Source organism: Streptomyces sp. NPDC088766, from assembly GCF_044750845.1.
Taxonomy (GTDB): Bacteria; Actinomycetota; Actinomycetes; order Streptomycetales; family Streptomycetaceae; genus Streptomyces.
In genome coordinates this window covers 37,894-59,009 of sequence record NZ_JBIVKQ010000026.1, presented here as the reverse complement: position 1 = coordinate 59,009, position 21,116 = coordinate 37,894, and the positions used below count along the sequence as shown (strand labels likewise).

The 21,116-nt window shown below is 72.6% G+C and carries 21 protein-coding genes and 2 pseudogenes; 4 read left to right on the top strand and 19 right to left on the bottom strand.

Going from position 1 to position 21,116, the window contains the following annotated elements; genetic code table 11:
• Positions 1 to 17 precede the first annotated feature (17 nt).
• The 13 genes from ACIP5W_RS29250 to ACIP5W_RS29190 form a co-directional block, all read right to left on the bottom strand.
• Positions 18 to 431 (bottom strand): DUF3151 domain-containing protein, encoded by a 414-nt coding sequence (locus ACIP5W_RS29250; RefSeq protein ID WP_401479864.1) that lies wholly within the window; start codon positions 429 to 431, stop codon positions 18 to 20.
• A 67-nt stretch (positions 432 to 498) separates the two neighbouring features.
• A complete protein-coding gene (locus ACIP5W_RS29245; RefSeq protein ID WP_401479861.1) occupies positions 499 to 1,989 on the bottom strand; it encodes an MFS transporter in 1,491 nt (496 codons plus the stop codon).
• Between the two features lie 93 nt (positions 1,990 to 2,082).
• On the bottom strand, positions 2,083 to 3,114 hold the full coding sequence (gene fbaA, locus ACIP5W_RS29240; RefSeq protein ID WP_401479858.1) for a class II fructose-bisphosphate aldolase: 1,032 nt from the start codon (positions 3,112 to 3,114) through the stop codon (positions 2,083 to 2,085).
• Between the two features lie 147 nt (positions 3,115 to 3,261).
• Positions 3,262 to 3,813 carry an orotate phosphoribosyltransferase gene (gene pyrE, locus ACIP5W_RS29235; protein WP_366059052.1) on the bottom strand — a complete coding sequence of 184 codons (552 nt, stop codon included), beginning with the start codon at positions 3,811 to 3,813 and terminating at the stop codon, positions 3,262 to 3,264.
• Between the two features lie 354 nt (positions 3,814 to 4,167).
• Entirely contained in the window at positions 4,168 to 4,854 is a 687-nt protein-coding gene (locus tag ACIP5W_RS29230) for a DUF4232 domain-containing protein (protein ID WP_401479855.1), read from the bottom strand.
• A 249-nt stretch (positions 4,855 to 5,103) separates the two neighbouring features.
• Positions 5,104 to 5,619, bottom strand: coding sequence for an RICIN domain-containing protein (locus ACIP5W_RS29225; protein ID WP_401479853.1), 516 nt, complete (start codon positions 5,617 to 5,619; stop codon positions 5,104 to 5,106).
• A gap of 31 nt (positions 5,620 to 5,650) precedes the next feature.
• Positions 5,651 to 6,163: an RICIN domain-containing protein gene (locus ACIP5W_RS29220; RefSeq protein WP_401479850.1), complete on the bottom strand. Its 513-nt coding sequence runs from the start codon at positions 6,161 to 6,163 to the stop codon at positions 5,651 to 5,653.
• Between the two features lie 241 nt (positions 6,164 to 6,404).
• The gene (locus tag ACIP5W_RS29215) at positions 6,405 to 7,826 is read right to left on the bottom strand and encodes an FAD-dependent oxidoreductase (RefSeq protein WP_401479847.1); all 1,422 of its coding nucleotides are present in this window, start codon (positions 7,824 to 7,826) and stop codon (positions 6,405 to 6,407) included.
• 771 nt (positions 7,827 to 8,597) lie between these two features.
• Entirely contained in the window at positions 8,598 to 9,404 is an 807-nt protein-coding gene (locus ACIP5W_RS29210) for an aldose 1-epimerase (RefSeq protein WP_401479844.1), read from the bottom strand.
• A gap of 86 nt (positions 9,405 to 9,490) precedes the next feature.
• Positions 9,491 to 10,384, bottom strand: a complete 894-nt coding sequence (locus ACIP5W_RS29205; protein ID WP_401479842.1) for an SRPBCC domain-containing protein — start codon at positions 10,382 to 10,384, stop codon at positions 9,491 to 9,493.
• A 93-nt stretch (positions 10,385 to 10,477) separates the two neighbouring features.
• Entirely contained in the window at positions 10,478 to 12,211 is a 1,734-nt protein-coding gene (locus tag ACIP5W_RS29200; RefSeq protein ID WP_401479839.1) for a polyamine aminopropyltransferase, read from the bottom strand.
• 100 nt (positions 12,212 to 12,311) lie between these two features.
• Positions 12,312 to 12,827, bottom strand: a complete 516-nt coding sequence (locus ACIP5W_RS29195; protein ID WP_401479836.1) for a DUF2617 family protein — start codon at positions 12,825 to 12,827, stop codon at positions 12,312 to 12,314.
• A gap of 376 nt (positions 12,828 to 13,203) precedes the next feature.
• A complete protein-coding gene (locus ACIP5W_RS29190) occupies positions 13,204 to 13,542 on the bottom strand; it encodes a hypothetical protein (RefSeq protein ID WP_401479833.1) in 339 nt (112 codons plus the stop codon).
• A gap of 142 nt (positions 13,543 to 13,684) precedes the next feature.
• On the opposite strand from ACIP5W_RS29190, the gene ACIP5W_RS29185 reads away from it, so the two are divergent.
• From ACIP5W_RS29185 to ACIP5W_RS29170, 4 genes and pseudogenes are all read left to right on the top strand, one after another.
• Complete coding sequence (locus tag ACIP5W_RS29185; protein ID WP_401479830.1) at positions 13,685 to 14,884, top strand: pyridoxal phosphate-dependent aminotransferase; 1,200 nt, start codon at positions 13,685 to 13,687, stop codon at positions 14,882 to 14,884.
• A gap of 141 nt (positions 14,885 to 15,025) precedes the next feature.
• Positions 15,026 to 15,283 carry a type II toxin-antitoxin system Phd/YefM family antitoxin gene (locus tag ACIP5W_RS29180; protein ID WP_103544659.1) on the top strand — a complete coding sequence of 86 codons (258 nt, stop codon included), beginning with the start codon at positions 15,026 to 15,028 and terminating at the stop codon, positions 15,281 to 15,283.
• A 10-nt stretch (positions 15,284 to 15,293) separates the two neighbouring features.
• Positions 15,294 to 15,554, top strand: a complete 261-nt coding sequence (locus tag ACIP5W_RS29175) for a Txe/YoeB family addiction module toxin (protein ID WP_401479827.1) — start codon at positions 15,294 to 15,296, stop codon at positions 15,552 to 15,554.
• 80 nt (positions 15,555 to 15,634) lie between these two features.
• Positions 15,635 to 15,814 (top strand): annotated as a pseudogene (locus ACIP5W_RS29170) (aminotransferase); the annotation flags it as partial.
• A 152-nt stretch (positions 15,815 to 15,966) separates the two neighbouring features.
• Here ACIP5W_RS29170 and ACIP5W_RS29165 read toward each other — a convergent pair.
• The 6 genes and pseudogenes from ACIP5W_RS29165 to ACIP5W_RS29140 all read right to left on the bottom strand — a co-directional run bounded on the left by ACIP5W_RS29165 (position 15,967) and on the right by ACIP5W_RS29140 (position 21,106).
• On the bottom strand, positions 15,967 to 18,060 hold the full coding sequence (locus ACIP5W_RS29165) for a hypothetical protein (RefSeq protein WP_401479824.1): 2,094 nt from the start codon (positions 18,058 to 18,060) through the stop codon (positions 15,967 to 15,969).
• A gap of 322 nt (positions 18,061 to 18,382) precedes the next feature.
• Complete coding sequence (locus ACIP5W_RS29160) at positions 18,383 to 18,937, bottom strand: Uma2 family endonuclease (RefSeq protein WP_401479821.1); 555 nt, start codon at positions 18,935 to 18,937, stop codon at positions 18,383 to 18,385.
• Between the two features lie 48 nt (positions 18,938 to 18,985).
• A complete protein-coding gene (locus tag ACIP5W_RS29155; RefSeq protein WP_401479818.1) occupies positions 18,986 to 19,357 on the bottom strand; it encodes a DUF433 domain-containing protein in 372 nt (123 codons plus the stop codon).
• Positions 19,358 to 19,458: 101 nt separating this feature from the next.
• Positions 19,459 to 19,638 (bottom strand): annotated as a pseudogene (locus ACIP5W_RS29150) (DUF433 domain-containing protein); the annotation flags it as partial.
• A gap of 85 nt (positions 19,639 to 19,723) precedes the next feature.
• The gene (locus ACIP5W_RS29145) at positions 19,724 to 20,602 is read right to left on the bottom strand and encodes a hypothetical protein (RefSeq protein ID WP_401479815.1); all 879 of its coding nucleotides are present in this window, start codon (positions 20,600 to 20,602) and stop codon (positions 19,724 to 19,726) included.
• A gap of 282 nt (positions 20,603 to 20,884) precedes the next feature.
• Positions 20,885 to 21,106, bottom strand: coding sequence for a DUF397 domain-containing protein (locus ACIP5W_RS29140; protein WP_401479812.1), 222 nt, complete (start codon positions 21,104 to 21,106; stop codon positions 20,885 to 20,887).
• Between the last annotated feature and the right edge of the window lie 10 nt (positions 21,107 to 21,116).

Below are 21,116 nucleotides of genomic sequence, written 5' to 3'. Positions count from 1 at the left end.
GAAAGGAGCGGCCGGGGCTAGCCCAGCGTCTGGGCCGCCGTCGGCGAGGAGTCCTTCAGGAACTGTGTGCAGCGCTCGTACTCCTCCTGCTCGCCGATCGATCCGGCGGCGCGGGCGAGGGCGTGCAGGGCGCGCAGGAAGCCACGGTTCGGCTCGTGCTCCCAGGGCACCGGTCCGTGGCCCTTCCAGCCGCTGCGGCGCAGGCTGTCCAGGCCGCGGTGGTAGCCGGTACGGGCGTAGGCGTACGACTCCACGACGCTGCCGCGCTCGAACGCGTCGTCGGCGAGGCGGGCCCAGGCCAGCGAGGACGTGGGGTACTTCGCGGCGACATCGGCGGGAGCCGTGCCGGCCGCGAGCAGCTCGCGGGGCTCGGGGTCGTCGGGCAGGTGGGTCGGGGGCGGTCCCCCGAGCAGGTTCTCGTGAATGGACATGGGTCCAGTCTGGAGGACCCGCCGGGGTTCACGCCGACGGGGTCGCGTTCCTCGCCCTCCGCCCCCTTCAGCTCTCCGGTTCCGCGGGCCCCGCCGGCAGCCGCGGCGCCGCCCGCTCCCCCTCCAGCGGGGGCGCCAGCACGGCCCCGTAGGTCCTGCACTCCGGGCGGCGGCAGTCCGGGGGCGGGCGGCGCACGGTCGTGAAGGCGATCAGCGAGGCGACGACCAGCGACCCCGCGCACCACAGCATGGCCCGCCCGAACGCGTCGTCGAAGGCGTCGGCCGAGCGGTACGCCTCCGCGCCCATCCCGGTCAGCAGGGGCAGCGCGGCCACCGCGACGAGGCCCGCCGCGCGGGCCGCCGCGTTGTTGATGCCGCTGGCCAGGCCCGCGCGGGAGACGTCGACCGAGGCCAGGACGGTCGCGGTCAGGGGCGCGACCAGGGTGACCAGGCCGAGGCCGAGCACCAGGACGGCGGGCAGCACGTCGGCAACATAGGAGGCGCCGGGGCCGACGCGGAGCATCAGCAGCATCCCGGCCGCGGCCGGCAGCGGGCCGACGGTGAGCGGGATGCGCGGGCCGATCCGTTCGGCCAGCTGACCGGAGCGGGCGGAGAGCAGCAGCATCAGGACGGTCGTCGGCAGCAGGGCCGTACCCGCGCCGAGGGCGGAGTAGCCGGCCACGACCTGGAGCTGGAGCGCGGCCAGGAAGAAGAAGCCGCCGAGGGCCGCGTACACGCACAGGGTGACCAGGTTGACGGCCGTGAACTGGCGGGAGGCGAAGATGCCGGGCGGCATCATCGGGTCGGGGCGGTGCCGCTCGACGTGCACGAAGGCCACCGCGGCGGCGAGACCGGCCACCGCCGCCACCGCCACGGCCACGGACCCCTCGCCCGCCTCGATCAGCGCGTACGTCACGAGCGCGAGGGCGACGGCGCCCAGGACCGCACCGAGGACGTCGAAGCGGCCGTGCGCCTTGCCGTCGCCCGACTCGGGGACGTGCCGCAGGGCGACCGGCACGCACAGCAGGGCGAGCGGCACGTTGAGCAGGAACACCCAGCGCCAGCCGGGGCCGTCCACCAGCCAGCCGCCGAGGAAGGGCCCCACGGCCGCGCCGATGCCCCCGAAGCCCGACCACAGGCCCACGGCCCGGCTGCGGTCGTCGCGGTGGAAGGAGGCCTGGATGAGGGCGAGGGAGCCGGGGGTGAGGAGGGCGCCGCCGACGCCCTGGAGGGCGCGGGCGGCGATCAGCACGCCGGCGTCGGGGGCGAGCCCGCACAGCAGGGAGGCCGTGGCGAACCAGACCGCGCCCACCACGAAGACCTTGCGGCGGCCGTAGCGGTCGCCGAGGGAGCCGCCCAGCAGGATCAGTCCGGCCAGCGTGACCAGGTAGGCGTTGGAGGTCCACTGGAGGGCGGCGAGGTCGGCGTCCAGGTCGCGGCCGATGCGGGGCAGGGCGATGTTGACGACGGTCGCGTCCAGCATGGCCATGCTGGAGCCGAGAACCGTGGCGAACAGGATCCACCTGCCCTGGGGCGAGGCCAGCCGGACGTCGGGCATGGTCCCAGGTATACCGCGAGCCCGGCGCCGAGGCACCGGGCTCGCTGCGAGCGGGGAACCGCCGGCCGGGGAGGTCCCGGCCGGCGTCCGCCGCTACTTGATCTTCGTACCCGCGGAGCGCAGGTTCTGCGTGGCCTCGACGACGCGCGCGGCCATGCCGGCCTCGGCCAGCTTGCCCCAGGTCCGCGGGTCGTAGGTCTTCTTGGAGCCGACCTCGCCGTCGACCTTGAGGACGCCGTCGTAGTTGCGGAACATGTGGTCGGCGACGGGACGCGTGAAGGCGTACTGCGTGTCCGTGTCGAGGTTCATCTTGACGACGCCGTTCTCCAGCGCGGTCGCGATCTCCTCCGCGGAGGAGCCGGAGCCGCCGTGGAAGACGAAGTCGAACGGCTTGCTGCCGGCCGGCCGGCCGTACTTGGCGGCGACGCCGTCGTTCAGCTCCTTCAGCAGGTCGGGGCGGAGCACGACGTTGCCCGGCTTGTACACGCCGTGCACGTTGCCGAAGGACGCGGCGAGCAGGTAGCGGCCCTTCTCGCCCAGGCCGAGGGCCTCGGCGGTGCGGAGCGCGTCGTCGACCGTCGTGTAGAGGGAGTCGTTGATCTCGTGCGAGACGCCGTCCTCCTCGCCGCCGGTCGGGGTGATCTCGACCTCGAGGATGATCCTCGCGGCGCGGGCCTTCGCCAGCAGCTCCTGCGCGATGGAGAGGTTGTCGGCGAGGGTCTCGGCGGAGCCGTCCCACATGTGGGACTGGAACAGCGGGCCGAGGCCGGCCTCGACGCGCTTGCGGGAGATCTCCAGCAGCGGACGCACGTACCCGTCGAGCTTGTCCTTCGGGCAGTGGTCGGTGTGCAGGGCGACCGTGACCGGGTACTTCTCGGCGACGATGTGCGCGAACTCCGCGAGGGCGACGGCGCCGGTCACCATGTCCTTGCTGTACTGGCCGCCCAGGAACTCGGCACCGCCGGTCGAGATCTGGATGATGCCGTCGCTCTCCGCCTCCGCGAAGCCGCGCAGAGCCGCGTGCAGGGTCTGGGTCGAGGTGACGTTGATGGCCGGGTAGGCGAACTTGCCTGCCTTCGCCCGGTCGAGCATCTCGTTGTAGACCTCGGGGGTTGCGATGGGCATTCGTCCGCTCCTTGGGTGTGCGGGTTGGTGTTTCTGAGTCCTACGGCCCTGACCTAGACCTTGGGGTTCGACGTCGTCGTCGTGCCCATCTTTCCAGACCTGCGCGGCCGGTCCGTGCGCCGGTCAAGTCCAGGTCATACCGGGCCTTCAGTCCAGACCCAGTTCATCCTTCGAGAAGGCGAACAGGTACGGCACGCCCGCGCCCGCCTCGATCTTCTCCGCGGCGCCGGTCGCCCGGTCCACGATGGTCGCCACGGCCACCACCTCGGCGCCCGCCTCCCGCACGGCCTCCACGGCGGTCAGCGGCGACCCGCCGGTGGTCGAGGTGTCCTCGACGACCAGGACCCGGCGGCCCTTGATCTCGGGGCCCTCGACGCGCCGCTGCATCCCGTGCGCCTTCGCCGCCTTGCGCACGACGAAGGCGTCCAGCCTGCGGCCCCGCGCGGCGGCGGCGTGCAGCATCGCGCCGGCGACGGGGTCGGCGCCCATGGTCAGCCCGCCCACCGCGTCGAAGTCCAGCTCGGCGGTCAGGTCGAGCAGCACCTGCCCGACCAGCGGGGCGGCCTCGCCGTCGAGGGTGACGCGGCGCAGGTCGACGTAGTAGTCGGCCTCCAGACCCGAGGAGAGGGTCACCTTGCCGTGCACCACGGCCTTGTCCTTGATCTGCTGCAGCAGCGCGCCGCGTACGTCGTCCGTCATGCCCCTCAGCTTACGAGCTGGTGCGTGCCGGCGGGCGACCTGTTCTCCCTGGTTCTCCCTGGTGGGTGGCATGATCAGGATGCGGCGGTCACGGTCGACCGGACGGTTCCTGCGCATCAGCCGTCCACAGGGGTCTCTCGACGGCATCCGGCTTGTCCGGAGGAGGAGTCGGCCGGCCGTGGCAGGCCGTTGCCGAGGTGCGTCGACCGCTCCGCCGTCACCCGCGCGATCGGCGGGACGCGCAGGCTTCTCTCCGAGCGCGGATCCGCGGTCCCCGGCCGGCCCGGCCTGCGGCGACCGCGGAAGTACGTGCCGTGCAGGATCCCGCACCCGGGCATCGGCGCCGTCGGCGGTTCAGGAGGTGAACGGGACCGCGTCGGCGGGGTCGGTGTGCCAGTTGGTCGTGAGGGGCTTGTCGACGACGACAGAACCGACGTTCAGGGAGACGGGGTTGGGGTCGTCCTCGCTGACGGAGACGATGACCGTGCTGTACTCCGTGCCGGTGTCGCCGTCGGTGGTCTTCGGGGTGACACCCGCGTAGGCCGTCTTGCCGCCGGTGAGGGTGATCTCCTCGCCCGCGACCTGCTCGGCGGGGCCGGCCTGGGTGCCGCCGGAGCCGAAGGCGAAGACGGGCAGACCGGCGGGCAGCACGCAGGTGATGCCGGACTTGGCCTTGACGCCGACCTGGTAGTAGCCGCCGGCCTGGGTCATGGGCTTGGCGGACCACTGGAGGTCGTTGGTGCCGCAGCCCTGGCCGTAGCCGCTCTTGTCGGCGGCGGCGGAGTCGCCCCCGGACGACGAGGACCGGTCCTCGGCCTTGCCGCCGCCGTCGGCCGTCGACGGGCCGGTCTTCGCGGCACCGCCGTCCTGTGCGGCGCCCGGCGTGGCCGTGGCGGCGGCCGCCGGGTCCGCGGGGGTGCCGGAGGAAGCCGTCCCGGTCTTGCCGGCGGCGTCTGCCGGGCCGCCTTCGCAGGCGGTCATGAGCAGTCCGGTGCTCAGGGCGGCGGAGACGACGAGGGCGGTGCGCAGGCGGCGGTTCATGACGGGTGTTCCTCTCGGTCGGTGAGCGGGCCGCAGCGTGTTCTGCGGTTCCGCGTTCTCAGTCGGCACGACGGCCCGCTTCGCCGACCGGTTCGGTCGGGGGACCCGATCAGGACACCCTCGTCGCAGCGCTGTGACAAACGGGGCCCGGACCCGTCGACGGAGCCCGGTCCCGTCGGACGAACGGCCGCCCACCGTGGAGAGCCTTTCCGGCGACACGGTGGGCGGCCGTTTCAGGCGGTCGCGGGCTCAGGTGCGGGAGAGCACGTTGAGCTGCCACTTCTGGTAGTTGCCGCCGTTGCAGACATGGGGGTACACCTCACCGGCCCAGTTGCTGTCCAGGCACAGCGTGGGGTCCACGGCGTTGCGCCGGGAGTCGCCGTCCTTGATCCACTCGGCGTAGTCGGAGGTGCCGCACAGGGTGTCCGCCGAGAACACGTAGTCACGGGTGCTGTACGGGAGGTACAGGCAGTGGCCCGTGGCCACCTGGCGGATGGTGTTCGCCTGCGGGCCGGAGTAGGTGAAGACCCACTGCTGGTACGGGTTCTTCCTGTTCGGGTCGCAGACCGACGTGTAGATCTCGCCCCAGGCGTTGCCGTCGAGACACCGGCCCGTCTGCTTGTTCTGGTAGGTGCCCGTGACGGTGATGTCCGCCGCGTGCGCCGGCGCCGGCACCAGGCCGAGGGCGAGCCCCGCCATGACCGCCGGCAGAGCCGACCGGCGGACGGCCTTCATCGGCCTGCCGAGGAGTCCGAGCATCTTCATTTCTGTGCCTTCCGTCGTCCGTCGTCGTCTCTCAGGTGCGGGAGAGGACGTTGAGCTGCCACTTCTGGTAGTTGCCGCCGTTGCAGGCATGGGGGTAGGCCTCGTAGGACCAGTTGCTGTCCAGGCACACCGTGGGGAACGCGGCGCTGCGGCGGGAGTCGCCGTCCTTGATCCACCGGGTGTTGTCCACGGCCCCGCAGGAGAAGCGTGTCGTGGCGATGGCCTCCCCGAACGCGGCCACGGTCAGGCAGTTCTTCGTGGCGACGTTCACGACGGTGTTCGCCCACGGGCCGGTGTAGGTGAAGACCCACTGCTGGTACGGGTTCTTCCTGTTCGGGTCGCAGATCGACGTGTAGACATTGCCGTGGGCGTCGCTGTCGAGGCAGAGTCCGGTCTGCTTGTTCTGATAAGTGCCGGTGACGGTGGTCTCCGCCGCCTGCGCCGGTCCGGGCGTCAGGCCGAGGGCGAGCCCCGCCATGGCAGCCGTGACCACTGATCGGCGGACGGCCTTCGCCGGCCTGGTGCCGGGTCCGAGGAGTTTCATTTCCTGCGCTCTCCAGTGTCGGCACCGGGCGGGTCCCGCCCGGTGCGGTGATAAAGGTGGGTCTGCTGCCGCGAGCAGCGGGATGTACGGGTTCACCCGCGGGAAGAGAGGCCGAGGAACCCGTGCCCCCGGCGGCCGGGTGAGCAGGCCCGTGCCAGGAGCAGGGCCACCGCCGGTGCCGCGTCCCCCGTGCCGCCCGGACCGCCGGGCTGGACCGCCGGGCCGGACAGCCGGGCCGGACCTAAGCGCCGACCGCGGCGAGGAGATCGGCCCGGGTGGGGCCGGGTTCGCCGTACGGTGGACGGAGACCGAACCGGGCGATCCGCTCGGCCGTCTCGGCGTCGGACGGCCGCGCCCCGGGGCCGTTGAGCAGCGCCGCTCCGGCCGCGTACGCCCGGAGCAGGTCGGGGTCCCGGAACTTGAGGGTGTCCAGCGCCCTCCTGACGTGCCAGTCCCGGTCATCGGTGCGGTACGGCACGGGAGCGGCCGCCCTCACCGCGTCGATCTCGGCCAACCTGTGCCGGTCCCAGCCGGCGACACCGCGGTGAACCGGGCCCAGCGTCGCCTCCGTCGCCTCCGCGAACGACAGCGCCAGCTTCTCCGGGTTGCCGGCGGCGGTGGAACGCAGCAGATCCCGCAGGGCCGTGGCGTGCAGCGCCCCCAGGGACAGGCCGAGGCCGAACAGCGGGTTGGTCGTGGCCCAGGCGTCCCCGATGCTCACCGTCCCGGTCGCGACCGGGGCGCCGTCGACGACGAAACGCCGGTACCTGCTCTCCATGCCGGACATGGCCATGATGCCCGTGACGGGTTCGCCGCACTCGGCCAGGTGCGCGACCTGCGGCAGCAGCGCCACCACCCGGTGCCACGGGTCCGGGCGAGCCAGCGCGCGCAGCTCCCGGTCACGACTGGAGACACCGACCGACAGCGACCAGACGCCCGCGTCCCCCAGGGTCGCGATGGTCGACACGCACGCGTAGTGGGTACTGTGCGCGGGCGGCAGCTCGGGCACGGAGCCGTCCGCCGAGCGGAAATACCGCGTGTACGCCAGGAAGCCGTCCTCCGCCCGTTCCTCGAGGGGGCCGGGCGCGCCGAGGTCCCGCAGCATCCTGCCCACGGGTGAGTTCCGGCCCCCGGCATCGACCACGAGGTCGGCGTGGACGGCTTCGCCGTCCCGGGTGAGCACTCCAGTGACATGAGGGCGGTGCGGCACGTGCTCGTTACCGGGCAGCAGCTTCGTGACCTTGGTCCCGCGGCGTATCCGGAGACGGTCACAGCTCTCGGCGACGGTGTCGAGCGCCGCTTCCAGAAGCGGGCGGCGGGCCGTCATCATGGCGAACCGTTCGTCGCCCGGGCGCCACGCACCGGCCTGGCCGAGCCGCCGCGGACCGTCGAGGAGATTGGTGAGGACCGCCCCCCGGGCCGTCAGTTCGGCCACGACCTCGGGCAGTTCGCCCGTCAGGGTCCTGAGCACCGCGGGCAGCAGCAGGTGCGGGTGGCGGAACTGACCGACGCCCGGCCGGTGCCACCCCCGCCACACCTCTTCACCGCTGCCCGCGGGCGGTGCGCCGTCGCGTTCCAGCACGGTGACCTGATGCCCGTCACGGGCCAGCATCATCGAAGCCATCAGGCCGACGGGCCCGGCGCCCAGTACGACTACGTCCATCAAACCTTCTCCTGGTCACGAGCCACGACAGCCAGACTCGGCGCGGTCGTTGCCCGTTTTCCAGACCGGTTCACTGCCCAAATACGGCCGGACAGTGCTCACTCAGGGGTGATCATGCGACCGGACGGTGCTCACTCCAGGGTGATCAGCGCCCTCGGCGCCGTACATCTCCTGACGCCACAGCGCGTCGCGGAGCCGGGTGATCCCCTCGCTCGGATGCCGGTGGCAGGTGCTGAACGGCGGCCCCGGTCGTGCGGCAACGGTCGTGCGGCGACGGATCTTCGCCGGTCGACCGCACCCGCCCGGGCGGCGAGTACCGCCTCGTCGCCGACCGCCACGGCGTCCCGCCCGCCACTGCCCCGGCCGGCGGGAACCGGCACGACATCAGCCGGCTCGCCCCGCTGCTGGACGCGGTCCTGCCCGTCCCTGGGCCGGTCGGCAGACCCCGCAACCGCCCCCGACGCGTGTTCGCCGACCGCGGCCGCGGCCTCGACAGGTACCGCCGCGTCCTCCGGACCCGCGGCATCGCGCCGGAGATCGCCCGACGCGGCGCCCCGCACGGCTCCGGCCCGGCAGGACCCACCGGATCGTCGAGCGCACCTCCGCCCGGCTCCGTCGGCCCAAGCGCCTCCGCCTCCGCACCCGCACCCGCACCCGCACCCGCACCCGCACCCGCCACGAGACACGTGCCGACCCGCACCTCGGCCTGCTCCGACCCGCGTGCAGCATCATCTGCCGGGGACGGCTCCGACCTCGTTCCGGAACGAGCGGTCAGAGGCGGGTCCAGGACCAGGTGGTCGTGGCCTCCAGCGGCTCCAGGGGCGTGACCAGGCGCGGGAGGGTGTTCAGGCCGTCGGGCGGGCCGGTCTGCGGTTCCACGCACACGGCGGCCTCCTGCTCGTCGTAGACGACGACCCACTTCTCCCGGCTCGTCACCTCCAGCCGGAGCCGGCCCGGCCAGGTGAGGGACACGGAGACGCCGTCGGGCATGCCGAAGCAGTCGTCCCAGGGGCCGGGCTTCGGCTCGATCCGGTTGCCGGTCGGCAGGTGGTCCTCGCCGCGCTCCTCCTGCCAGGCGGGGTCGAAGGCGACCTGGACACCCTCGCCGGTCTCGCCGCTCTCGCCGCCGAGGTTCCGGTTGAACCAGGGGTGCCAGCCGATCTGCGCCGGGAACGACGAGCCGTACGTCTCCACCGCCATGGACAGCGTCAGCGCGTCCTCGGTCAGCGCGACGATCTGCGTGACCCGGCCGGGGTAGGGCCAGGGGTCGACCAGGTCGTACGTCAGGACCGCCTCGTCCGCCGACCTGCGGGCCACCTTCCAGGCGCCGTCGCGGACGGTGCCGTGGATGGCGTGCGGCGGGGCGTTGAGCGGCATCCGGTGCACGGCCGCGCCGTCGCGGAAGCGGCCGTCCCTGATCCGCCCGCACCAGGGCACCATCGGGAAGCACCCGAAGCGTTCGCCCTGCCGCAGCAGCTCCGCCCCGCCGACGCGCAGCCCTCCGACCCGCCCGCCGTTGCCGGGCCGGACGGTCACCTCCGCGTCTCCCGCGGTCAGCGTGAAGTCTTCGTCACTCACGGGACGACCCTATCGAGGTGATCAAGGGGGCGTCGGGTGTCACCGCAGCGTTCAGGTCACCGGCGTTCAGGTCACCGGCGCTCAGGTCATCGGCGTCGCCGCAGCGCCCGGCCGACCACGATCGCCGAGGCCACCGCCAGCGCGGCCGCGGGGGCGGCCCAGCGCAGGGCGTTGTCCCGGGCGACGGTCTGCGGGGCCGGGACCGGGGCGTACCGGCCGCGCGGCGGGGCGTGGTCCACCTCCTCCGCGCTGCGCCCGATCATCGTGCGGCGCGCGTGCGCGGCCTCGGCCGGGGGCACGCCGAGGTCCGGGAACTCGGCGACGGTGTCCACCGCATCCGTGGGGCCCACGTCGAGCACGTCCTCCACGTCGTCGGCGTCCTCCACGTCGTCGGCGTCGTCATCGATGTCGTCGGCGTCCTCGACGTCGTCGGCGTCGACCGATCCGTTCACGGAGTCCAGAGGGGCGGGGCCCGGCGGGGGGACCTCGGCCTCGGTGACGGTGGCCTCGGCGGGAGGCTCCCCGGCCGCCGCCTCGGCCCCGGCCTCCGCCCCGGCCTCCGCTCCCGCTCCGAGGTTCTCCGCCCACCGGTCCAGCAGGCGTACGGCCGCCGAGTCCACGGCGTCGGCCGGGAGTTCCGCGATCCGGCCGTCCGCCGTCGCCGTACCCGCGAAGCGGAGCGTGGTGGCCCCGTCGGTCTCCCGCAGGTCCAGGGTGAGCGCGAATGCGACCGTTCCGGAGCCGCGGGCCTCGGTGGCGTCGCCGTCGACGGCGTATCCGCGGTCCTCGCGGGCGGTGACGCGCAGGGCGCCGCGGTAGGTGATGGTGTGGCCGCCGACGCGCAGCTTCAGCCGTCCGGCGACGGGCTCGGTGCCCGCGTCCTGCTGGAAGCCGGGCAGGGCCCGGGCCACCTGCGCGGGGTCGGCGAGGGCCGCCCGCAGTCGCTCTGCCGGAACCGGAACGAACACCTCATGCTCCATAAGGGCGGAGCCTACCCAGCGCGTCCGGGATTGCACCCGCCGAAACCTGGATCGGCACCACCCGCGCACCGGCCGGGCGTACCCTGGGCGCGCTCAGTGGCGCGGGTGGACCAGGGTGGAGGCCGGCAGACCGGCCGGGCCCGTCCGCAGCGCCCGTTCGCCGGGGCCGAGCCGCAGGCCGGGGCGGGTTCCGGCCGCGGCCAGGACGAAGCCCCAGTCGCCCTCGGCCCGGTAGGGGGCGGTGCCCAGGCCCGCCGCGCGCATCGTCGTCTCGACTGTCCAGAAGGTGTACGGCCGGACGTCCACCGGGCCGGCGTGGACCGCGAGCCGGCCGCCCGGGCGCAGGGCGCGGCGGGCGAGGCCGTAGAACTCCTGGGAGTACAGCTTCGTGCTGGCGGTCATGCCGGGGTCGGGCAGGTCGGCGATCACCACGTCGTAGGTGCCCGGCGGGGTATCGCGCAGCCGGCGGAAGGCGTCGCCGACGGTGACGCGGACGCGCGGGTCGTCGATGGCGTGGCCGTTGAGGCGGGAGAGGCCGGGGTCGGCGCGGGCCAGCCGGATCAGGGCGGGGTCGAGGTCGACGACGTCGACGCGGCGGGTGCCGGGGCGGGCGAGGACCTCGCGGACGGCCAGTCCGTCGCCGCCGCCGAGGACGAGCACGCGCGCGTGGGGACCGGCCGTCGCGGGACGGACCAGGGCCCGGTGGTAGCGGACCTGGTCGTGGCCGCCGCCGCGGAGCCGGCCGTCGAGGTAGAGGGCGAGGGGGCGGCCGCGGGTGCCGCCGGTGAGGACGACCTCCTGGACGCCGGTGTGCAGGGCGACCCGGACGTCGTCACCGTAGACCGCGTGGCGGGCCGCCTGTTCGAAGTCGTCGACCAGCACGGCGGCGCAGGCCAGGACGGCGAGGACGGTGAGGTTGGCGACGAGGAGGAGCCGGCAGGTGCGGCGGGTGAGGTCGCGGCGGAACAGGCCGAGGACGAGGGCGCCCCCGGCGATCACGTTGACCGCGCCGGTCAGCAGGGAGCTGGTCAGCTGCCCCAGGAAGGGCAGCAGCAGGAACGGGAAGGCCAGGCCGCCGACCAGCGCGCCCACGTAGTCCGCGGCGAACAGGTCGGCGACCGCGCCGCCCGCGTCCTGGCGTCGGACGCGCTGGATCAGCTCCATCAGCAGCGGCACCTCGGCGCCGATGAGCAGTCCGATGGTGAGGCAGAAGCCGACGAGCAGCACGCGCGGGCCGCTCCCCCACAGGCCGCCCCAGCCGCCCGTCCAGGCGAACACGGCGTACAGGGCCATGGCGCTGCAGCCGCCGACCAGGGCGAGGACCACCTCGACGGCGGCGAAACCGGCGGCGGCGAGGCGACGCAGCCGTTTGGCCGCGAGGGAGCCGATGCCCATCGCGAACACCACGACGGACAGCACGACGGAGGCCTGGGTGACCGAGTCGCCCATCAAGTACGAAGCGAGGGCTACCAGTTCGAGCTCGTACACCAGACCGCAGGCCGCGCAGACGAACACGCACGCGAGCACCAGGAACCGTCCGGTGTCCGGCCGGACGGGCAGCCGCGCGGGCCCGCGCCGGGACGGGGCGCGGGGTGGGGCACCGGGCGGAGCCGGAGCGTCATGAGGGGCGCCGTGCGGAACCGGAGCGCCGGGCGGAGCCGGAGCGCCATGAGGGGCACCGGGCGGAGCCGGAGCGCCATGAGGGGCACCGGGCGGAGCCGAGGCGCCGGGCGTCGCGCCGGGCGGAGCCGGAGCGCCGGGCGGGGCACCGGGCGCCGCTCCGCCGGGCGTCGCGCCGGGCGGGGGCGGTGCGTGCGGTTCGATCACGACTGCGACGTTACGTGACGATTACGACACCCTTCGTCACCCACACGTGTGGAGTTCGCGGTCGATCAGGTGCCACGTGTTTGAGGCTTCGAGGCGTGGTTCAGTGCGCCGGCACTCTCGCGCTCACTCGCGTCCTGGTCGCCACCAGTTGCCCGTCCTGCGGGTAGGCGTGCCAGGTCCGCCAGTGCACATGGCCCTCGTGGCGCTGCGCGAGCAGGGCCGTGAAGGCGTGCGGGCTGCCCGGGAAGACGCCCGCGATGCCGTGCGGGTGGTCGGAGACCAGGGCCAGCAGTTCCTGGGCCCGGCTCGCGAACTGGTCCGGCGTCAGCGTCTCGACGCGGGCGGCGAACTCGTACTCCCAGTCGCCCAACCGTTTGGCCACGCCGAGCGGGAGGGGGGTGCTGCTGCCGGGGATGCACGCGACCGTCTCGGAACACAAGCCCCGCTCCTCCTCCAGCAGCACCTGGTGCGAGGCACCGAGCAGTCTCAACTGGATTATGGCTCCCGACAGTTCGAGGTCGAGTGTGGCCAGGGCGGGCAGTGGCTCACGCCCCAGGGCCCAGGCCAGGTCGGCCGCGCACGTGTCGGTGTAGGAGGTGTTGAGGGTCGTGAGCATGACTCGGCTCCGCTAGAACGCACAGAAGAGGAAAGGTCCGGCGCACCCCGGTGAATCCGGGGGAAGTCGGCCCCGGCCGGCCCGGCGTGGGGAAGGACGTCCGCGCGGGACGTCCGAGGGGTCCGAGGGGCTGCGTTGGTGTTTTAGAGGGAATCATGAACTGTGGCGGCACCACAGCGTTTTTACCCAACTTCGTGGGGTTTCCATCCCTCAGAGGGCCCCTCAGCTCAACTGTTCAACCCCGGCGTGCGCGGTGCGGCCCGGAATCGCCCCCGTGCGCCCCGCCGGGCATGGTGCGACCGCGGGGCGCCCTTCGGTCAGGGGGCGGCCCCGCGGCCCGGATGCGGCTCCCCCGGGGGAGCTCAGCTGCCCCGTGTCAGCTGCCTCCGCCGCATCCGCCGCCTCCTCCCCCGCAGGACGAGCCGCCACCGCAGGACGACGAGGATCCGCCGCCGCAGGAGTGACCGCCGCCCGAGTGGGAGCCGCCGGAGTCGCTGCCCGAGGAGGAGCTGCACGCCACGGCGGCCCCGCCGTCGGCGGCCCACCAGCTGCTGCCGCTGTCCCCGCCGCCGCTGTCGCCGCCTCCCCCTCGTGAACGGGAGCCGGGCCGGGACGGTCCCCGGTGTCCGGCGATGCTCCTGTTGATGGCCTTGACGATGACGACCGCCAGCAGGACGACGACTGCGAGTACCGCCAGGATGATGCCGACTGCCATGGCTCCACCCTCCTTCCGAATCCCCCGAAGCGGCCCCCCGTGGGCGCCTCGCGCAACCGGTGCGACCGGTGCGTGCACGGGGGATGCCCGGCCGCCCCGGCCGCCAAAGCACACTTGAGGAAATCCAGAGCTTCGGCGCAGGATGACCGGCATGACCGCCACCGCACGCCCCTTCCTCAACCGCCGTCTCGCCGAGTTCGGGACGACGGTCTTCGCCGAGATGTCCGCGCTGGCCCTGCGGACCGGCTCCCTCAATCTCGGCCAGGGCTTCCCGGACACGGACGGGCCCGAGGAGATCCGCGAGGCGGCCGTACGGGCGCTGCGGGACGGACGCGGCAACCAGTACCCGCCGGGCCCCGGCGTCCCCGAGCTGCGCACGGCGATCGCCGAGCACCAGCGCCGCCGCTACGGCCTGACGTTCGACCCCGACACCGAGGTCCTGGTCACCGCGGGCGCCACCGAGGCGATCGCGGCCACCCTCCTGGCCCTGCTGGAGCCGGGGGACGAGGTCGTCGCCCTGGAGCCGTACTACGACTCCTACGCGGCCTGCATCGCCATGGCGGGCGCCACGCGGGTGCCGGTCACGCTGCGGCCCGACCCCGGGCAGGCCCGGTTCCGCCTCGACCTCGACGAACTGCGCGACGCGGTGACGGACCGCACGCGTCTCCTCCTCATCAACACCCCGCACAACCCGACCGGCACGGTCCTCACCCGCGAGGAGCTGACCGCGATCGCCGGACTGGCTGTGGAGCGGGACCTGCTGGTGGTCACGGACGAGGTGTACGAGCACCTGGTCTTCGACGAGGCCGAGCACGTGCCCGTGGCGACGCTGCCGGGAATGCGGGACCGGACGGTGACGATCGGCAGCGCCGGCAAGACATTCTCGTTCACGGGCTGGAAGGTCGGCTGGGTGACGGGTTCCCCGGAGCTGGTCACGGCGGTGCGCTCGGCGAAGCAGTACCTGACGTACGTCGCGTCCGGCCCCTTCCAGTACGCCGTCGCCGAGGCCCTGGCCCTCCCCGACGCCTACTTCGACGCCTTCCGCGCGGACATGCTGGCCAAGCGGGACCTGCTGGCGGCGGGCCTCACCGAAGCGGGCTTCGCGGTCTACCGCCCGGCGGGCACGTACTTCGTCACCGCCGACATCCGCCCCCTCGGCGAGAGCGACGGCATCACCTTCTGCCGAGCCCTCCCGGAACGGGCGGGCGTCGTCGCCATCCCCAACGCGGTCTTCTACGACCGCCGGGAGGCGGGCGCGCCGTTCGTGCGGTTCGCTTTCTGCAAACGCACCGAGGTACTGGCGGACGCGGCGGAACGGCTCCGCGGGGCATTCGCGCGCTGACCGTCTTCCTGCGCTCTCTTCGCCTGCCGTCCCGCCGGCGAACTCTCGTGCGCGAAGCCGCCCGGTGACGGCCGTCCTCCCGCCGCTTGCCCCACCACAGGTATCGACGTACAGTTTCTTGTACGTCAAGGAGGGTTGACCGTGAAGACCATGACCTATTCCGAGTCGCGCGCGCGGTATGCCGAGGTGCTCAACTCCGTCACCGACGACCGCGAAGAGGTCGTCATCACCCGGGCCGGACACGAGCCGGTCGTCATAGTCTCCCTTGAGGACTACGAGTCCCTGAAGGAGACGGCGTACCTGCTGCGGAGCCCGGCCAACGCGCGGCGCCTGCTCGCATCCATCGACGAGCTGGAAAGCGGCGGCGGCACCGTACGCGAGCTGGCGACCGACGAATAAGGGCCGCAAGTTGAAGATCATCTTCTCCTCCCGTGCCTGGGAGGACTATCTCTGGTGGCAGCTTCAGGACCGGAAGACCCTGAAGCGCATCAACACGCTCATCGCGGACATCGCCCGGAACGGCAACGAGGGGATCGGCAAACCGGAACCGCTCAAGCACGGATTCCAGGGCTACTGGTTGCGCCGTGTCAACGACGAGCATCGGCTGATCTACAAGGCCACCGAGGACGGCGTCCTGATCGCACAGTGCCGCTACCACTACGAAAGCTGACAGGATTCAAGGATCGAGCACAGACCCTGCCGGTCCCGGCATCGCACAGTGCTCCTCACGAATGAGTGTGTGAACACGGCGTGGCCCGGGTGACGTCCTCACCCCTACTGGTCTCGGCCGTGCGCTCGGCGAAGCAGTACCTGACGTACGTCGCCTCCGGGCCCTTCCCGTACGCCGTGGCCGAGGCCCTGCGCCTGCCCGATTCGTACTTCGCGGACTTCCGCGCGGACATGCCGGCCAAACGGGACCTGCTCGCGGCCCGCAGCCCGTCCTCGCCCCATCCCTCAACCACGACCCCGACGGTAACGCGCCACCGAGGACGTACGACGCGGGGACCCACGTTTCCCTCCGCCCGGCTCTGTGCCAGTGCCGACGCACCCGGCACCTGGGGGGGGCAGGCGGTGTTGCCCGGTCAGCGGCGCCGCTTGCGACCGCTCTTGCCTGAGGAGCGCCGAGCCTTCCGGGCGCGTCCGACGCGGGCGCCGTGAGTACCCAGTGCCCGGGCCGCCAGCTGCCTGAGCTCGTCCAGTCCGGCCCGGTCCGGGTGCGCGGAGTTCAACGCGGCGGCAACCGCTTCCCTGGCCTGGGGACCCTGGGCGCGCAGCGTCTCCTCGGCGCCGTCCCCGCCGCCCGCCAACTCCACGAGCTGAAGCAGGCTCTCGGCGAGCACCAGCAGCTGCTCGGCATCGGTCATGTCCTCGGGGGACAGCAGCTCACGGTGCGCCAGCGCGTTCAGCGCCAGCGGTGCCAGCTGTGTGTCTCGCCGCAGCGTGCGCAGCAGCCGCTCGCCCTCACCGTCCGGCAACGCCGCCGGCAACACGTCGAGCATCGCCTGCGCCCGCGTGCGGAAGGTCATGGTCCTTACGGCGTCGGTCAGCTGCCGCAGTGCGGCCTCTCGCTCGCCACGGGCCGTGATCCAGCCGGCCAGCTCGGCGCGGGCGGCGTCCGGGGGGTAGTCCTCGGCCAGCACACCCAGCAGGCCGGCCGCCGGCGCCTGGGCCAGTTCACCGACCAACGGTGCGTCCCTGCCGGCCGCCAGCAACCGCTGTCGTACGGCCCGGGTACCGAGCTCGGTGAGACGGATGAGCTCGACCGGCCCGGCGGTCAGCTCCTCACGCCTGGCGTCAGCACGCTCCCGCGCCACCGGGTCCGTTGCCGCCCCCGCGACGCCCAGCAGCTCCGCGAGCTCCGGCGGCATGTCCGCAAGCAGCTCGGGACCGGCATCGGAGAGGTCTACGTCGAGGAACACCGGATCGGCCATCCCACGGTCACGCTCGATCGCGCCCAGGTCGTCCAGCAGGTCGAGCACCGCGCGCAGGTCCCGGTCGGCGTGCTCGAACCACATCCGGTGCTGAAGGTCCGACCCGGCGTCGAGCTGCAAGGAGGTCCGATAGGCCAGGTGTACCGTGTCGCGCAGCCGCGGCCAGGGCATCGGGTACGGCAGGCTGTAGAGCGTGTTCAGCACGTCGTCCAGGACGTCCTCGTAGACGTCGAAGAGCATCGACTCGACATGCCAGCCGCTGCGCGCCCCGATCAGAGCCTGCCGCAGTTCGAAGCCGGCGTCGAAGGCGCGCAGCCACAGCTGGAGCGGGTCGGCCAGCACCGGCCGGGCTTTGGCCACCGCGTACAACCGCCCCTTGACCACCCGGACCAGCCGTGCCTTCTTCGCCCACTCCATCAGCAGTCCCAGCCGCGGCAGGTCGGCCGAAGAGCGCACCCCCGCGATCTTGTCGCCGGTGCCGAGTACGTCCACCAGCTCGCGGGCCTCCGCCATCCGCAGCCGTCCCGTAGCCGTCACCGGGCGGCCGCCCTGCCCCGCCCACTCGGCGAGTCCGCGCAACTGCGCCACGGTCGTCGACGCCTCGGCCCGTCGGCGCAGTTCGTCGTCCGGGGGAAGCATCACGGGCAGTTGCGGCTCGGCCCGGGCCACGCCGGACAGCACGCGGCCGGTCAGCCGCCGTTCCATGATCGTGGCGAGAGCCTGCCGGTCGTAGGCGACCTCCCCGCGCTGCGCCCGGTCCGCGAAGCGCTGCAACGCCGCCCCGTCCTGGACGTTCACGCCCTGCTCCGCGGCCGTCGTCGCCCAGAACTTCGCCGGTCCCCAGCGAGTGCGGTCCGTCATCGCCGCCAGATGCTGTTCCGCGACCCTGTCGACCGCGGCAAGGGAATCCTGGAGTGAGGGGCCGCGCGGGTCCGCCAACTGCGCGGCGTGCAGATAGCGCAGTAGCGTGCGCAGGGTGCCCGGGGCGTCGGCGCGTTCCTCCCCGGGAAGCTCGGTGACCTGCTGGGGAAGCCAGGAGAGCAGCAGCTCCTCCACATGGCGCGACTCCCACAGCCCCAGCCGGCCGTCGGCAGTCGCCAGGTGCCGGTAGTCCAGGGCCACCTCGGCAGTGAATCCGTCCACTGGCAGCCCCTGCTCTCCGGCCCACCGGACCAGGCGGTCGACCAGCAGCCCGCACGCCGCCTCGAACTCCTCCTCGGCCTCGGGTTCGAACCGCATCCGCATGAAATCTCGTCCACCTGTCTGCAGCAGTCGTTGCCGTGCCACGCTATCGCCGAACGGGGGCCGGCAACTCGGCCGAGGAGGAGCGGGCCCGCTGGCTCAGGGCAGTACGTGGTGGTTGTCGCCCGCAGCAGACGCGGCTTCGAACCTCCTTGCGGCACACCGGATTTCGTCGCACGGACTCACGGCACAGAACGGCACGCCCCCTGCCGGTCCCGATCGACGAAAGGCCAGGCAAGCCCAGCCGACTGCCGCGACCAGGAACGACCACGTCCGACGACAGCGGTGCCGACGGTACGGGCCTGGCCGCACCGCAAGTCCTTCGTCAGCGGGCGTCCGCCTCGGGCTCCGGGCGCGGGAGTTCGTCGAGGTCGAGGGTGAAGGTGCGGCCGTCGGCCAGGGGAATGGGGAGCTTGCCCGTGCCGTACTTGTGGGTGTGTGCGGCGATGTAGCCGGTCGAGGTCGGCTGGGTGTGAAGGACGACTTCCTGGGCGTAGGGGTCCACGACCAGGTAGACCGGGATTCCGTAGCGGCCGTACTTCGCGGTGCAGTCGTCGTAGTCCTTGCGCGCCGAGGAGGTCGAGACGACCTCGGAGATCAGCAGGACGTCCTCGAAGCTGTAGCGCTTGCCTTCCTTGCGTGCGTCCTCGCGCAGGATCGCGAGGTCGGGGGCGGAGTTCTCGTCGGCGGGGAAGTCGATATAGACATCAGAAGTGACCTTCGCGTGACGGCCGAGGGCAAGAGCGGAGTCGATCTGCATCGACCTGATGGTGCTGGAGTGCTCTTCGCTCTGCGGGGTCATGATCACCTTTCCGTCGGCCCCGAACAGGACCGTGTACCCCTTGGGAAACTCGGTGTGCACGATCGCGTCGACGCTCATGGACGGCTCCTTCCCGTGTGTGGTCAGGATACGACGGACCGTGCCGCGTCACCGAGCCCGTCGGTGCGGCCGGCAGAGCGCGTCCACCTGCTCAGGCGCCATGTCGTAGTCGTACTCGATGTCCTCGACGGTTTCGCCGGCCTCCCACAGGTCGGTGATGGCCTGCACGGTGACGCGGTTGGCGGCCACCACGGGGAGGCCGTGGCCGAACCTCGGATCGATCACGACGGGAACGGAGTCCGGGTACTGCCTCAGACGCAGGCTGGAGGGAAAGTCGTCGCCCGGCTCCCAGGTGAGGTGGCGGAGACAATCCGAGACCACTTCCTGGATGGGGACCTGGCCGTCGCGGGCTCTGCGGAGATCCCCCCAGCGGTGCTCGATGAAGATGTCCACGCCGTCCGTGGCGATCCGCTTCGACACGAGGCCGTAGGGGTGTCGAAGGCGTCCCGTACGGCGGCAGCCGCCTCCCTGATCTCGCTCATGCGGAGCCCCAGGGAACGCAGAGAACGAAGAACGTGCGCCTCGGCGACCGCGATGAACGGCACCGAAGGCTGCCCTTTCCGCACCTGCTCGACCTGATGGACCAGTGGCGCTCCGGCGGCCCTGCCCTTCAGCCACGTGGCGAGCGTCGACTGTGGAATCTCAAGGTAGGAGGCGGTCTCTGCGGGGGTCAGAAATCCGTCCCTGAACCTGTCGACCATGCCCCGCCTCCTCCTGGCGCCGGATTTGGCATCGTGCCACAACAGATCTGCCACCTGCGGGTGGACCGCACACCCGGTCATCGGCTCAGCCCGCCGCGCGGAGTTCGTCCCCGGTGCGGCAGTCCCGGCAGCGGTCGTGTTCCGCCGTGCGCATTCCCCGGTCGCAGCCGTCGCAGTTCACCATGGGCGCGACCACCGGACGTACGGAGGGCTCCGTGCTCCTGGCCGGTAGCGGCAGGGGCGTCTCCTTGAGCCGGTAGGCGAGGATGCCGGCCGGGCGGGCCGGCAAGGGGACCGGGAGCCGGGCGGTGAGGTGGTCCGTGATGTGCGTGGGGAGCAGGCCTGCCGCGAGCCACCGCGCGACGGCCGGGGCGAGGCGGGCGACCTCCCGCTCGGACAGGATGAGGCGGGGGTCGACCCGGCGCAGGGAGGCGAGGAGGGCGACGGCTCGGGGGTCGGCGTCGGTGACGGTGAGCGGGGCCGGCGCCTCGGCCTCGGCCGGTACGGGCGGCTGCCCGGTCTCCCGTACGGCTTCGTGCACGACCGCCGCGGCGGGCCGCTTCCGGGGCCGGGACGGCTTCGGCGGCTCGGGAGGCCCGTCCGGATTCGGGATGCCGCCGGGGACGTCGTAGGAGTACGTCCGGGTGCGGACCTGTCCGGAGGGTGTTCGTTCGCGGCGGCGTTCCAGGTATCCGGCGGCTTCCAGTTCCCGGAGCGCCCGCGAGATGAGGATCTCGCCCTCGCTGAAGTGCTCGCACAGGGCGGCGATGCTCACGGGGGAGCCGTCGGGCAGGGAGGCGATGTACGCCGCGACGCCGACCGTGACCGCGCTGCCGCGCCGCTGGGCGAGGGCGTTGGAGATCACCGTGAAGTCGGCCGTGAGGCGGGTGCGGACGTGGATCACGCCGGAGGTCGGTGTTCCGGCGTCGGCGCGCAGGCGCGCGTTAGACTGCGAGTCAGCCATTGGGAAGGTTGAGGCTTCCTGATCGGTCAGGCCCTCGTTCGGGATTGCCGTCCCGGCCGGGGGCCGTATCTGTTTGCGGTTGTCGCGGCGAACGTAACCGCCCGCGTCCCGCCCCTGCAAGCCGGTCACCCGGACGGGTGACGCGGGCTTCGCGGCCGGGGAGGGTGGGTGGGTGGGTGGTTCTTTCCCCCGGTTCTTTCAGGAGGTCAGCGGCCGACCGGACCCTCGCGGACAAGGGCCCGGTGAGCCCGGAACACGGACGGCGGCCGGGGCCTGGTCGGCTCAGAGGCGGTGCGGCCCGGCCTTCAACTCGCCTATGAAGGCGCCCCATGCGGCGGCCTCGAAACACAGCGCGGGACCGTGCGGGACCTTGCTGTCACGGACCGGGACGACGGCCCCCGGGAACCCGTCGGCCACCTCCACGCAGTTGCCGCCCTCCTGATTGCTGTAGCTGCTCCTGCGCCAGACGACGCCGTTCAGATCGGGACGGGAGATTCGAGCCACGGTGGTTGCC